Here is a 13,001-nt window from a genome sequence, read left to right as displayed (position 1 = left end):
GGGGAGACGCGTGCTCTCCGGAATCGCGCCTCGGGTTCAGTCGGAGGGCATCGGGGCGATCACGATGCGATCGTCCTCGGTGCTGTCGAGGGCCGCCTCCACGACGACACGGATGCCGCCGCAGGCGAGCTCGAGGACCCTGGGGGCGCGGGTGCGCTTCCGGCATGCGGGATCGTCCGAGATTCGCGCGGAAAATTCTCGCCGCACGAGTTCCGTCGCGCGGGACACGCCCGCGGCTCGTCCGCTCGGATCTCCGAGATCGATCGCCCGACCGCTGACCGTCTCTTCGAGGCGCACGAAGAGATCCGGCCCGCCGATCGTGACGCTCCGCGGCTTGCCACGCGCGTCCTCGACGACCACGACTTCGACGGTGGCTTGACGCTCCTCCGTGCCCTCCCCCTTCGTGACCTCGTACGGCAGCTCGAAAAGCTTTGCGCAGCGCATCTCTCCGCCGCGCGCCTCGTCGTTCCACGCGCACCGGGGCCACGGGAGCGAGAGGCTCCACGGGACGAGGAGCTCCGCTTTCGCCTCTGCGATCGGGCGCGCGAAGGCGTCCGGGTCGAGCCACGCGCGGAGCGACGTCAGGATCTGCTCGCGCGCGGCGCCGCGCTTGCCGGCGAGCCTCGCGAGGCGATCGTTCGTGCCCATGACGGTTCGATCGAAGCCGTCTTCCGCGCTCGGTCCCTTCTCGGCGAGCCGATCGAGCCGTTGCCTTGCCTCGGCGGCGTGCGGGCCGCGCGGGAGCGCCGCGAGGTAGACGTGAAGGCCTGCGGCGGTGCCTCGGTGCTCCTCGAAGTAGAGCGGCTCGGCCATCGTGTAGAACGCGCGCACCTCCGTTGCGAACGTGCCGTCGGGGTACTGCGCGAGGTACCGCGCCGCCGCGACGATGCGGCCTTCGAGCGTCGGCGAGATGCGCGTCTTGCGGAACGCGCTGTACTCGGCCGCGGACGTCGTGACGGGGCGCAGCACAGCGCATCCCGAGGCGAGGGCGACGAGCGCTGACGCGAGGACGAGCCATCGGGCTTCGAGGCGCCGTGATCTCGTCACGGCTTCGCCTCCGGCGGACAGAAGTTGCACTCGGTCGAGATCGTCGAGCCTTGATCCGCGACGAAGCTCGCGTACGTGTCGCACGAGGCCGCTTCGAGTGCGCGGAGACAAACCTCGCCGTCGTGCACGATGGGGTAACAGCCCTCGGGGAACGATTGCGTCGGCTGCGTCGGATCACAGGCGCGCGCGCACGCCGCCGTGGAGAAAACGCACTCCTTGCAACGCGCGCAGTCGACCGAGGCCTTCTCGCGGAAGAACGCGGCGGCGTCGAGATCCGCGGGGGCTTCGCCGCAGCTCCCGATGTCGCCAACGGTCGGCGCGGCGACGACGAGGACGAGCATCGCGGCGAGGCGCACGAGCTCGGCGCGGCCGATCGCCCGACGCGTCACGGTAAAAACTCCACGTCGACGATGAGGCCGAGCGACGCCGACAGCACGGGATACGCCGGGTATTTCTTCTCCCACGTGCTCGCGCCGTAGAACAGGCTGCCTGCCACATCGAGCACGAGCCCGAGCCCGCCCGTCACGAAAAACGCGCCGCCGCCTGCGGCCGTGAGGCCCACGTTGAGATCCGGCGAGAGCAGGATCTCCGGGCCGACTCGCCCGTACGCGAGCAGTCGACCCGGTCCGCGGTACATCAGGACGTACCCGGGGGTGAGCACGGTTTGCCCGACGCCGCGGAGCGCGAAGGTGACCCCGAGCATCCCTCCATGCTGCAAGCCATCGGGCGGCCCGAACGCGAGCGCGCCCATGAGCGTCGTGAAGGGCGCGGTCGCGCTCGGCGACTCCGCCGACGCGCCGAGCTGCGTGGCGAGTCGATACGGATTGTTGAAGCGGAGCCCGCCGCCGAACGAGAGGCCAGCGAGCGTACGTACGTAACCCTTGGGCGGTGCCGACAGAGCCTCGTAAAGCGCGCGCCTCGCTTCGGCTGCGTCCTCTCCCTGCGCGTTCGGCACGCCTTCCGCGGCGATCGCGGTCCCTGCGCAGGCGAGGACGCACCCCGTGGTGAACGTCGTCACGAGGGCCGTCGAACGGCGGGGCCGCGGGCGTTTTTCGCGCATGCTGGGGCCCCTGGATCTTACCGCGTAACGTGCGTTCTTCGCACGTCAAATCACGCGCGCGACTCTTGCATTCGGGGTGGCGCGTGAACAGCAACAAACCCCTCAAGCCGGCCCGAACCGGGGCGAAACACGCGCGGGCGGCCGCCCCGTCCACCCAGGCTCCGCCCCCCGCATCGAGCGTACGCAGCAGCGAACACCGCCACGGCGTCACCCACGCGCGGCGCCCGGGGATGTCGTTCGAGGAGAGGCCCCCGCGGCCCGTGCTCGAAGATCTCGACGAGTTCGCCGCGCCGCCTCTGCCCGGAAAGGTGCACCCGCCCGACGCGATGGACGAGCCCGTGCACACGCTCGACGACAGCGATCGTGTCTTCCGCCATCACCCGAACGATCAGGTGAGCGAGGGTTTTTCCTTCGATCCCGACAACGCCGACGCGGCCGCGGATCTCGCCGGCGATCTCGGCGCTGAGTTCCTCGAAGGCGCGACGCGCGGCCGCGACATGAGCGACGTGATCCTGTCGGACGAAGGGCAGGATCTCGAAACGCCGTTCCTCGTCGAGGAGATCGGCGCCGAGGCCGAGGACGTGTACTTCTCGGAGGAAGAGCGCGGAACGATGGAGGACGCACTGCGCGAGCGGACCAAGCCCGCCTCGCGCAAGCGCGCAGGCCCCACGGAGTGAGCCGAGGGCGCTACGCGCGAGCCTTCTTCTTGCGCGCTGCGCCCTTCTTCTCAGGCTTCGCCGCCGCGAGGATCTTGCGCGCCAGCGTGGAGACGCCGACGCCCTCGGCGGTTTGCTCGAGCCACGCGAGTCGCTCGTACGGCGCCGTCGTCGGCGCTTCGAGCGGCCAGGGCCGATCCGCCCGCGCGCGCAGCACGAGCACGTCGAGCTCGCGGTGCGTGAGCACGTGCTCGACGCGTCCCACCTCCGTGAGCTTCGCCTCCGCCGCGACGCCCGCGCCATGGAGCGAGCTCTTCGCGTCCTCGGCCGTCCGCGCCTCGACCATCGGCGGCTCCCACAGCCCGCCGAACAGTCCGCCTTCTCTGCGCCGCGCGAACAGAAAGCGCCCCTCGTGCTCCACCACGACAGCGACCATCGCCACGCGCGGCGATGCCTTTTTCTCGCCCACGATCGGCAGCTCGCGCTCCCTGCCCTGCGCCCGCGCCGCGCACGCGTCGCGCACCGGGCAGATGAGGCATGCAGGGTTTTGCGGCGTGCAGATCGTCGCGCCGAGCTCCATGAGCGCCTGGTTCCACGCGCCGGGCTCCTCCTCGGGGACGAGCTTCTCCGCGACGCTCCAGATCCGCTTCAGGCCCGCGGTGCTCTTCACGTCGTCCTCGATCACCTCGAGGCGCGCGAGCACCCGCGCGACGTTGCCGTCCACGAGCGCCGCGGGACGATCGAACGCGATGCTCGACACCGCACCGGCGGTGTACGGGCCGATCCCGCGGAGCTTGCGTAGCTCCGCGGCCTCCGCGGGGAACACGCCGCCGTGCTTCTCGGCGACCTCCTGCGCGCAGCGATGAAGCTCGCGCGCGCGACGGTAGTAGCCGAGCCCGCTCCAGAGCGAGAGCACCTCGTCGAGCTCGGCGGACGCGAGCGCACGCACGTCCGGAAACCGCTGCAAGAACCGCTCGTAGTACGGGATCACCGTCTCCACGCGCGTCTGCTGCAGCATCACCTCGGACAGCCAGATCGCGTACGGATCCCGCGTCCTGCGCCACGGGAGATCCCGCGCGCTCTTCCGGAACCAGCCCTTGAGCTCGATGGCGAGCGTCGCCTCGCGCGACGCGGATTTCGCCGCGCGACCCATCGCTTTTTGCTTCAAGCGTCTCGGCAGGCGCGCTCGACCTCGTCCGGCGCCTTCGGGATGTCGGCCGTCAGGTTCTCGTAGCCCGTGGCCGTGACCAGGATGTCGTCCTCGATGCGGATGCCGATCCCGCGGTACTCCGCCGGCGCCTTCTCGTCGTCCGGCGCCACGTAGATCCCCGGCTCGATCGTGAACACCATCCCCGGCTCGAGCTGCCTCGCCTCGCCGTCGCGGTAGTAGTGCCCCACGTCGTGCACATCCATGCCGAGCCAGTGGCTCGTGCGGTGCGGGTAGAGCCGCTTGTACGTCTCTTTCTCGATGATCTCGTTCACGTCGCCCGAGAGCAGCCCCTCGCGGACAAACCCCTCGACCAGCGTCCGCACCGTGATGTCGTGCAACGCGTCCACCGTCACGCCCGGCTTCACGGCCTCGATCGCGGCCATCTGCGCGGCGAGCACGATCTCGTAAAGCCGCCGCTGCACCGGCGAAAACGTCCCGTTCACGGGGAACGTCCGCGTCACGTCGGACGCGTAGTACTCGTACTCGCAGCCAGCATCGATGAGCAGGAGCTCGCCGCCTTCGAGCTTCTTCCGGTTCGCGTGGTAATGCAGGATCGTCGCGTTCGGCCCTGCTCCCACGATGGGCGTGTACGCCGTGCGCTCGGCGCCGTTCCGCCGGAAGACCTCGCGGATGTGCGCATCGACCTCGTACTCGTAGCGACCCGGCGCCGCGAGCCGCATCGATCCGAGGTGCGCCTCGCGCGTGATCGCCGCGGCGCGCCGCATGAAGCCGAGCTCCGCCTCCGACTTCACCGCGCGCATCTCGTGCAGCACGTCGCCCGGCTCCACGATCTCCGTCGGCCACGTCTTCTTGGTCCGCGTCCCCTTCAGCCGGAGGAGCTCCCGCGCGCGGAGCACGCGTTCGTCGAGCGATCGGTTCTGGCCGAGCTTGTAGTAGAGCCTGTGGTTGCCCTGCAGGTAGTCGATGAGCTTGTCGTCGAGCTCGTCGATGGTGAACGCCGCGTCCGCGCCGAACTCCGCCTTCGCGCCCTCCACGCCCGCGCGGGCCCCGTCGTACTTCTCCCGCTCCGGGTCCCGCTTGCGGACGAACAGAACCATCTTGTGCTCCGGGTGCTTCGGGGCCAGAAGGAGCACGGCGTCGGGCTCGCCGAAGCCCGTGAGGTAGTGGAAGTCGGAGTCCTGGCGGTACTCGTGGTGGACGCTGTTGTTGCGGATGAGCTCCGGCGCCGCCGGAAGGACGAGCACACCCGGAAGTCGCTCGAGCAATTGCCTGCGGCGTTCGGCGAAGATGTTCATCGGGCCGGGACTCTAGCGCAGAACCTTGGCCGGCCAAACCCACGACGCGCCCGCGCGCGCCTCGTCCTGGCCGCGCTCGCAAGCCTCGCCCTCCTCACCGGCTGCCGCGACCGCCCGCGCCCCTGGGAGCAAGCCGGCGGCGCCGCCTCCGCCCCCGACTCCCCGCCCCCGACCCCGCCCTTGCCCAAGCTCCCCCCCTCGATGCTCGGCGAGGTCCCGGCCGACGCCGACGGAGGCGTCGCCGAAGCCGGCCCGGTCGCGCGCGACGAGGACCCCCTCGCCTCGCCCGTTCGTGTGGGTGGTCCCTGGATTCGTTGTTACGGTAACTTTCGCCTGGAAGGGGATCTGCGGAAGGACCTCACGCGCCTGACCATGTTGTGTGGTCCGGAAAACGGGATGCGACGGCTCACGAAGGAGCCGGTCGAGGCGGAGGTCGCCGAGGGAGGCGCGCCGGTCCCGTTCCCGCTCGAAGCCAAGAAAGGCGAGTGTTATCGAATCTTTGCGGTCGCCGAGCCCACGGTGACGGACCTCGACGTCGTGGTCCGATCGAGCCGAGGCGCCTCGATCGCCGCGGATCACGGCGAGGATCGGTGGCCCATCGTCCAGCCCGATCGGCCGTTCTGTCCGCTGGAAGACGATACCCTGACGGTGGAGCTTGCCGCCCGGCGCGGAAAGGGAAAGGTCGTCGCCGAGGTTTGGGCGCTGCGGGTGTCGATGTCCGATTGACGAAGGCCCCCTTCATGGCTAGTGAGCCGGCGGATGGGCGACATCGATGATCTTCCGAGCCGCGAAGAGCCGCCCGAGGGGGAGAAGCCGGAGACGGAGCGGCGGCGCACGTTCGACCGTGCCATTCCAGACCTGCTCAAGCGCGCCGTCGAGCGCGCTGTCGAGACCGGCGTCGGGAAGCTGAGCGAAGGCCCCGACACCCTTCGGCATTTTGTGGGGGACATGAAGCTGCCGAAGGAGGTGTTGAACTACCTCTACCAGCAGATCGACGACACCAAGACCGGGCTTTACCGCGTCGTCGCGAAGGAAATTCGCGACGTCCTCGAGCACACGCAGTTCGCCGACGAGCTGACGAAGGTGCTCACGAAGCTCTCGTTCGAGATCAAGACGGAGATCCGCTTCGTCCCGAACGACGCGCGTTCCGCCGAAAAAACTCCGGCCGAGGAGTCGGACGCTGAGGAGTCGGAGGAGGGAGAGTCAGCGGCAGCGGAAGGCCAGAAAGGTCTGCCGAAGCCGTCCGTCTCCGCGCAGGTGACGGTCAAGGATCGAGGAAAAGAGACGCGGCGCGAGCGCAGAAGACGCGAGGGTACGTGATCACGAAGAAGCCGAAGACCGGTGGCGAGATCGATTCTTATTGCACGAAATGCAAGCTTGACCTGACTCACCGCATCATCGCCATGGTCGGCGACGAGGTGAAGAAGGTCGAGTGCAAGACGTGCGGCTCCCATCACCTCTACCGCCGCCCGAAGAGCGAGAAGCTCGCGCCGCTGGCGCCAAAGACCAAGGCCGCGTCCGCGACGAAGCGCGAGGGCTCGGGCGAGGAGCGCAAGACCTCAGGCGCCCGCGCGAGCGCCGCCGCGCAACGCGAGCGTGACCAAACGATCCAGTGGGAGCACGCGATCGCCGGCCAGCCCATGGGCGCCTTCAAGCCCTACCGCGTCACGCTCACGCTCGGCCCAGGCGAGCTCGTCCGTCACCCGAAGTTCGGCGACGGCGTCGTCGCCCGCGTGATCGATCGCGGCAAGGTCGAGATCCTGTTCAAGGACGGACCAAAAACGATGGCCCACGGCCAGGTCGTTTGACGCTCCGCACACACGCCTCCGCTTGGGTCCCCAGGCCGTCCTGGGGTACCCTCCCGGCCCCGTGACCGGCCCCGAGACAGACAAGAAGAAGAAGCCACGGCGCTGGCGACGGCGCGCAGCCATTGGCCTCGGCGTCACGTTCGTCGCGGGAGGCGCGACGTGGTGGGCCATCCACAACGTCCCAGGCTTCGGCCCCGCGCTCGCCGACGGCGTGCGCGCAGTGCTCGGCCCCTCCGTGGTCGCATGGATCGAGGACACGGCCTACGGGCTGGCCGACCGCGTGAACGTCTGGCGTCACGGCGACGAGGCCCCCACGACGTTCTGGGAGACCCCAGCCTCGTCCTCGGCCGCGCTGCCCGCCGCGCCCGCGCCCGAGGTCGTGCCCGCGAAGGTCGACGTGGCCGACGCCTCCGCGCCCGAAGCCCCAAGTTTCCCCCCGCCACGCTTCGAGGCGCCGTTCACGAACGTCGCGGCGACGGGCGACGGGACATGGCTCGTGATGCAGGAGGGCAGCCGCGAAGGCGAGCCGCCCGTGCTGGTCAAGGCCGTGGTCCACCCCGATCCGAAGCGTGGCTTCGCCGCGGTGGCCGTCGTAGCCATGGATCTCCAGCGCGTCGCAATCCGTCTCGTCGCGGGTACGACCGAGCCCGTCTCGCAAAACGTGCCGCTCTCCGAGCGTCCCGGCCTCGTCCCGGCGACGGAGCACGCGGCCCTGATCGCAGCCTTCAACGGAGGCTTCAAGGCGCTGCACGGGCAGTACGGGATGATGATCGAGGGCAAGACGTTCCTGCCCCCGCGCGACATCGCCTGCACCGTGGGTCTCTACCGCGACGGAGCAATCCGCATCGGCACCTGGCCGACGCTCGCGCCGACGGAGGCCCAGATGGCGGCATACCGGCAAACCCCCGCATGTCTCGTCGAGGGCGGCGAGCTCAACACGAAGCTGACCGAGTACAACAAGAACTGGGGCGCGACCGTCAGCGGCGAAACCGTGATCCGCCGCTCCGCGATCGGCATCGACGCCGCAGGACGCACGCTCTTCTACGCACTCGGCGAAGCCGTGACGGCGCAATCACTCGCGCGCGCAATGAAGGCCGCCGGCGCGCGCGACGCAGCGCAGCTCGACGTGAACTACGCCTACCCGCGCTTCCTGCTCTTCGAGCACCCGCCCGCCGCCGAGCGCCGCGTCGTCTCGTCACTCGTGCCGCACGTCGACTACCGCACGCACGATTACGTGAAGGAGCCGTCCCCGCGCGACTTCTTCTACATCACGCGCCGCGCGCCGTAGCGTAGCGCCGGGGTTTCACCCCGGACCCGACCAGGGGTTGTCCACCCCTGGACCCGGACCAGCGCAAGCGCTGGACCCGGGGTCGATGAACTGCGCGATGCGCAGTTCATCGAACAGGCCGAGGCAAGACTGGCGACGGGCTTGCCCGTCAAGACCGCAGCGCTGACGTGTCTGCTCGCTGCAAGCGCAGCGCTGCCGTCTTGGCTGGCAACGCGGCCTCGGGTCTTGCCACAGGCCCGTCCGAGAAACCGCGCATCGCGCGGTTTCTCGGCCCTCGGTCCAGGCCGTGCCTGGTCCGGGGTGCAGGGGGCGGACAGCCCCCTGCTGGGGTGCGGGGCAAAGCCCCGCCGCGCATCCCTACGCCTTCGGCCGCGCGAGGTTTTCCTTCAGATCGATCCACCACACCGGCGCGCCTGCCGCGGGCTCGCCGCCGGGAGGCCCGACGCTCACCTCGACGCGGATCGGACCGACCGCGCGCATGTAGATTCGCTGCCCGACGGCCGTCGCGCCGAGCTTGCAGATTGCCACCTCCACGCGCGGATCGTCTGCGGCGACCTCGCCGTCGTCCTCGGCGCGCATGTACAGCACCTCGACGTTTGGCTTCGTGCACGCGCCGACCTCACGCCACACGTCGTACTCGACCGAAGGATCGAGCACGTCGGCGAGCTGGCCGTGACGGTTGCGGCCCACGCGATACTTGAAGGCGTCGCGCTTCTCGGCGCGCACGTTCGCGCCGATGCGTTCGAACTTCATCGCGAGGGCGCCGAGCGCGCATGCCGTCTTCACGGTTGGTGCGCCGAGGTTCAGCCGATCGGGCTCGATGAAGCGGTGGATCTTCACGTTCTTCGGGAGCGTCGCCGTGAGTTTGTCGAGCAGCGCCGGGTGCATGCTCATGCGACCGCCGAGCATCACGCGCAGGCCGTCGTAGGGATCCGGATCACGCCCGATCTTCTCGAGCGCCTTCTCCAGGCCCACGCGCACCTCCTCCACTGCCTCGGAGAACCAGCCGTCGATCTCCGCGGCGACCGCTTGCCGATCCACCTCGAGTGGGAAGTCGAAGAACGGACCGTCGAGCGTGGCGAGCTTGATGGACTTTGGCAGGCGCGTGTCGCCGCCTTCGAGCAGCGGCCGGATGGCGTCCTTCAAGACCTCGGCGTTTGCGCGGCCCTCGGGGCTCGCGACGAGCAGGTGCTCGAGCGCGCCCACGGGTGTCTCCTCGCTCGGGCGATCGAAGGGCACGCGCGCTGCGCCCACGCTCGCCTCCGCAGCGACGTAGAGCCGGTACGCGAGCCGGTGCAAGAGCCGCTCCCCGCCGAACCACGGGATGCTCGTCGGCTCGAGGTACTCGATCATCCGCTCGTAGCCGCCCTCCAGTTGCTCCTCGGGTTTGGCGTTGCGGAACAGGCCGAACACCACGCCCGTCTCGCTCGCGCCCGCGTCGATGGCCACGAAGGGCACCGGATCGGGCTTCGGCTGCACTGCGAACGCGCGGAATGCGAACGCCGCGAACGGGATCGCTGCGGGGCCCGCGTCGACCACGTTCAGCATGTCCATGTCGTGGAACTCGAGCATGCCGGCGGGCAGGCTGCGGAAGAGGCCACGACGCACGGCCACGAGCGCGCTCTTGCGCCGATCGTCGTTCCAGCCCGAGGGCATCGCCACGAGGTAACGCGTGTGGATACCACGCGTCCTGTGGTTGACGTGCAGGCCGATGTAGTAGGCGTAGAGCTCGATCGGATCGAACGGATCGTGTGCGCCGATCCCGTCCTCGTCGATGATCGGCGGCGCCGGCTTCTTGAGCGTCTCCTGCGTCTCGGGATCGCCGCGGCCGCGCAGCGAGATCTTCTCCTTGCGATCCACGCGTTCGCGCAGCATCGGCAGGTGCGTCAGCGTCGCCGCGCCGAGCGCGAGCGACTCCTCGCCGCCCTTCCTGCGCAAGGCGCGTGCCGCGTGCCCGATCGACACCTCGCCCCAGCGCGTCATCGGCAGGATCACGCGATCGCGCCACGCCTTCAGCGTGCGCCCGAGCTGCTCGAACGAGATCTCGCTCGGGTTCTCGTAGTCGGCCGAGACCACGGGCGCGCTCGTCGCGCCGATACGCACGAGCTCCGGCGCGCTGCGATCGCCGCGCAGGGCGACGACCGTCGTGCTCGAACCGAGATCGATCGACACCCACTCCTTGAGCACGTCGAGCTTCGGATCACGCCGCTTGATCTCCGGCGGCACCGCGTCCTTGTCCGTGCGCCCGATCCGCCGATGGATGCCCACGACCTTGCCTTGGCGCAGGATCGCGATCGCCGTCTGCCCCACGTACCGCGCGCCGTTCCAGAGACCGGCCGAAGGATCCGTGAGCAGGTGCCCCTTCACGCAGGGCAGGTTCGCCACGGCCGTCGGGAACAGATCGGCGAGGTGATCACTCGACGCGACCCCATCGTAGCGCTCCACCTTGATCGCGGGGCTGTAATAGTCCTGCGCGCCGGCGCCGTAGATGCGCGGCGTCGTCTGGATCAGCTTGAGGTACGGGACGGGCGAGGTGTGTTCGTCGAGCCTGTACTCCTGGTACTGCTTCGCCCACCCGATCTGGTTCTCCATCTCGGGACCGATGCGGGGCACGCTCGCATTCATCTCGGTGCCGAAGTAGAGGAACTTCGTCGGCGCACCGCCCACGAACGCCGCGATCCGCACCTCGATGAACGACTGCGAGGCTGGCAGCGGAGGCAGCGGGATCGTGTAATCGAGCACCAGCGTCGTGGACCAGGGCTGATCGAACAGGCGCGACTCCCACCGTGTCACCAGCGTCGGAAAGCCCCTCCCCTCGAGCGAAGTGAGCCTCTCGGCCTCGCGAAGGTGGGCGTCGTCGATCGACAGCTCGTAGAGCGACATACGGGGGCGACCTTAACACGAACACGCTTCCGGTCGGCAAAGGCCCTGTGGGGCATCCGTGACCCCCACGTCCTGCCGGCGCCCCCGCCTTTTCCCCCACCCGCCTCCTGGGCTCGCGCCCGGCACCCGTGGTAAGCTCGAGACGTGTTGGATTCCTTCCGCTTCTCGCGAGCGACGATCCGATGACCCTCACCCCCGGCCAAGTCATCGACGAAAAGTACCGCATCGTCCGGCTCCTCGGCACGGGAGGGATGGGCGCGGTCTTCGAGGGCGAAAACACGCGGATCAAGCGCCGCGTCGCCATCAAGGTCCTGCACGCGAGCGTCTCCGGCTCGGGCGAGACCGTCGCGCGCTTCGAACGCGAGGCCCAGGCCGCAGGAAGGATCGGCTCGGAGCACATCTGCGAGGTGCTCGATCTCGGCGTTCTCCCCGACCAGTCGCGCTACATGGTCATGGAGTACCTCGACGGCGAGACCTTGAGCGCGCGGATCAAGCGCTCGGGGCGCCTCCCGCCGGCGCAAAGCATCCCGCTCATGTCGCAGGTCCTCGACGCGCTCGGCGCCGCGCACGCCGCGGGGATCATCCATCGCGATCTGAAGCCCGACAACATCTTCATCCTGCCAAACAAGGCGGGCCGCGCCGACTTCATCAAGATCCTCGACTTCGGCGTCTCGAAGTTCTCGCAGATCGGCGGCGAGGAGATGAACGTGACGCGGGCCGGCTCGGTCGTGGGCACGCCGTACTACATGTCCCCCGAGCAAGCGCGCGGCATGAACGTCGTCGACGCGCGCAGCGACATCTACGCGCTCGGCGTCGTGCTCTACCAGGCGACGACCGGTCAAGTCCCCTTCCGCGCCGAGACGTTCAACGAGCTGCTCTTCAAGATCGCGCTCGAGCTCCCGCCTCCGCCACAGCAGTTCGTCCCAGATCTCGATCCCGAGTTCTCCCTGATCATCCAGCGCGCGATGGCCCGCGAGCAGGTGCACCGCTTCCAGTCCTGCGCCGAGTTCAAGGAGGCGCTTCTCGCCTGGCAAGCCGCGCGTGGGGGCAATCCGAGCATCGTCCCCGGCGCGCGTCTGCCGACGCAGCCGCCCGGAGTGCTCATGGCACCGGGGCCGCTGACGGCGACGCCGCTGCCCGGCGTGATCCCGGGCGTCGGAATGGCGACGCCGCCGCCCGGCGTGCCCGGCATGGGCATGACGGGACAAACCGGCACGTCACTCGACGGATCGCAGGGCACAGCGAACGCGTGGGGCCACACCTCAGGCGCCGCCGCACCGAAGCCGTCGCGCGCGAACGCGATCGTGGGCGGGCTCGTCGGGCTCGTTCTGCTCTCAGGCCTCGGCGTCGCCGGCTACCTGATGCTCGGCAAAAAAGATCCAGCGCCGGCCGGCGGCTCAATCCCAACCACGAGCGTCGCCCCGCCCGTCCCGACGACCGCCGCCACGCCGAACACGGCGCCGACGCCGAGCGCCGCAGAAGTCGTCAATCCCCCGTCGCAGGACACGAAGCCGACCGAGCCCACCACGAGCGCAGCGCCGACCCCGACAGTCTCGACCGCGCCGCTCGGCACGGCATCGACGAAGCTCGGCGGTCCACTCCCCAAGCCCTCCGCGACGTCGACAAACAAGACGAACAAGGGCGGGACGACGGGCGGCGACTTCGGCTACTAGCCGCGTAGCGATGCGCGGAGCGGGGCGTTGCCCCGCACCCCAGCAGGGGGCTGTCCGCCCCCTGCACCCCGGACCAGGCACGGCCTGGACCGAGGGCGGAAAAACTGCGCGATGCGCAGT

General features: G+C 69.4%; 12 protein-coding genes. 6 read left to right on the top strand and 6 right to left on the bottom strand.

The features are described from left to right. Positions 1-36: 36 nt before the first annotated feature. The 3 genes from KEG38_RS28065 to KEG38_RS28055 are packed head-to-tail and all read right to left on the bottom strand — an operon-like array spanning position 37 to position 2,107. A complete protein-coding gene (locus KEG38_RS28065) occupies positions 37-1,047 on the bottom strand; it encodes a hypothetical protein (protein WP_272423010.1) in 1,011 nt (336 codons plus the stop codon). Next, positions 1,044-1,436 (bottom strand): hypothetical protein, encoded by a 393-nt coding sequence (locus KEG38_RS28060; RefSeq protein ID WP_272423009.1) that lies wholly within the window; start codon positions 1,434-1,436, stop codon positions 1,044-1,046. The genes KEG38_RS28065 and KEG38_RS28060 overlap by 4 nt, the downstream gene beginning before the upstream one ends. Beyond that, positions 1,433-2,107 (bottom strand): hypothetical protein, encoded by a 675-nt coding sequence (locus tag KEG38_RS28055; RefSeq protein ID WP_272423008.1) that lies wholly within the window; start codon positions 2,105-2,107, stop codon positions 1,433-1,435. The genes KEG38_RS28060 and KEG38_RS28055 overlap by 4 nt, the downstream gene beginning before the upstream one ends. A 29-nt stretch (positions 2,108-2,136) precedes the next feature. Here KEG38_RS28055 and KEG38_RS28050 point away from each other — a divergent pair, with 29 nt between their 5' ends. Further along, a complete protein-coding gene (locus tag KEG38_RS28050; protein ID WP_272423007.1) occupies positions 2,137-2,784 on the top strand; it encodes a hypothetical protein in 648 nt (215 codons plus the stop codon). A gap of 10 nt (positions 2,785-2,794) precedes the next feature. Here the strand turns inward: KEG38_RS28050 and mutY are convergent, their stop codons facing one another. Next, complete coding sequence (gene mutY / locus KEG38_RS28045; RefSeq protein ID WP_272423006.1) at positions 2,795-3,916, bottom strand: A/G-specific adenine glycosylase; 1,122 nt, start codon at positions 3,914-3,916, stop codon at positions 2,795-2,797. Positions 3,917-3,927: 11 nt separating this feature from the next. Beyond that, complete coding sequence (locus KEG38_RS28040; protein WP_272423004.1) at positions 3,928-5,229, bottom strand: aminopeptidase P N-terminal domain-containing protein; 1,302 nt, start codon at positions 5,227-5,229, stop codon at positions 3,928-3,930. Positions 5,230-5,409: 180 nt separating this feature from the next. On the opposite strand from KEG38_RS28040, the gene KEG38_RS28035 reads away from it, so the two are divergent. The 4 genes from KEG38_RS28035 (at position 5,410) to KEG38_RS55660 (ending at position 8,325) form a co-directional block, all read left to right on the top strand. Further along, positions 5,410-5,955 carry a hypothetical protein gene (locus tag KEG38_RS28035; RefSeq protein WP_272423003.1) on the top strand — a complete coding sequence of 182 codons (546 nt, stop codon included), beginning with the start codon at positions 5,410-5,412 and terminating at the stop codon, positions 5,953-5,955. Positions 5,956-5,988: 33 nt separating this feature from the next. Further along, complete coding sequence (locus tag KEG38_RS28030) at positions 5,989-6,549, top strand: hypothetical protein (protein WP_272423001.1); 561 nt, start codon at positions 5,989-5,991, stop codon at positions 6,547-6,549. Next, positions 6,546-7,037 carry a hypothetical protein gene (locus tag KEG38_RS28025; RefSeq protein WP_272423000.1) on the top strand — a complete coding sequence of 164 codons (492 nt, stop codon included), beginning with the start codon at positions 6,546-6,548 and terminating at the stop codon, positions 7,035-7,037. Before KEG38_RS28030 ends, KEG38_RS28025 begins: the two co-directional genes overlap by 4 nt. Before the next feature lie 61 nt (positions 7,038-7,098). Then, positions 7,099-8,325 (top strand): phosphodiester glycosidase family protein, encoded by a 1,227-nt coding sequence (locus KEG38_RS55660; RefSeq protein ID WP_272422999.1) that lies wholly within the window; start codon positions 7,099-7,101, stop codon positions 8,323-8,325. A 357-nt stretch (positions 8,326-8,682) separates the two neighbouring features. Here KEG38_RS55660 and KEG38_RS28015 read toward each other — a convergent pair whose 3' ends face one another. Beyond that, entirely contained in the window at positions 8,683-11,208 is a 2,526-nt protein-coding gene (locus KEG38_RS28015) for a hypothetical protein (protein ID WP_272422997.1), read from the bottom strand. A gap of 182 nt (positions 11,209-11,390) precedes the next feature. On the opposite strand from KEG38_RS28015, the gene KEG38_RS28010 reads away from it, so the two are divergent. Beyond that, positions 11,391-12,881 (top strand): serine/threonine-protein kinase, encoded by a 1,491-nt coding sequence (locus KEG38_RS28010; protein WP_272422995.1) that lies wholly within the window; start codon positions 11,391-11,393, stop codon positions 12,879-12,881. The last annotated feature ends 120 nt before the right edge of the window (positions 12,882-13,001 follow it).

It is taken from the genome of Polyangium jinanense (assembly GCF_028435265.1).
Lineage (GTDB): Bacteria > Myxococcota_A > Polyangia > Polyangiales > Polyangiaceae > Polyangium > Polyangium jinanense.
Note: the sequence above shows the minus strand (reverse complement) of the source record. Positions and strands in the feature narration are given on the sequence as shown.

What these genes read in the sequence shown, in the direction of transcription:
- KEG38_RS28055 (WP_272423008.1), bottom strand. Translation starts at nt 2,107, where the DNA reads ATGCGCGAAAAACGCCCGCGGCCCCGCCGTTCGACGGCCCTCGTGACG.
- mutY (WP_272423006.1), bottom strand. Translation starts at nt 3,916, where the DNA reads ATGGGTCGCGCGGCGAAATCCGCGTCGCGCGAGGCGACGCTCGCCATC.
- KEG38_RS28040 (WP_272423004.1), bottom strand. Translation starts at nt 5,229, where the DNA reads ATGAACATCTTCGCCGAACGCCGCAGGCAATTGCTCGAGCGACTTCCG.
- KEG38_RS28030 (WP_272423001.1), top strand. Translation starts at nt 5,989, where the DNA reads ATGGGCGACATCGATGATCTTCCGAGCCGCGAAGAGCCGCCCGAGGGG.
- KEG38_RS28015 (WP_272422997.1), bottom strand. Translation starts at nt 11,208, where the DNA reads ATGTCGCTCTACGAGCTGTCGATCGACGACGCCCACCTTCGCGAGGCC.
- KEG38_RS28010 (WP_272422995.1), top strand. Translation starts at nt 11,391, where the DNA reads ATGACCCTCACCCCCGGCCAAGTCATCGACGAAAAGTACCGCATCGTC.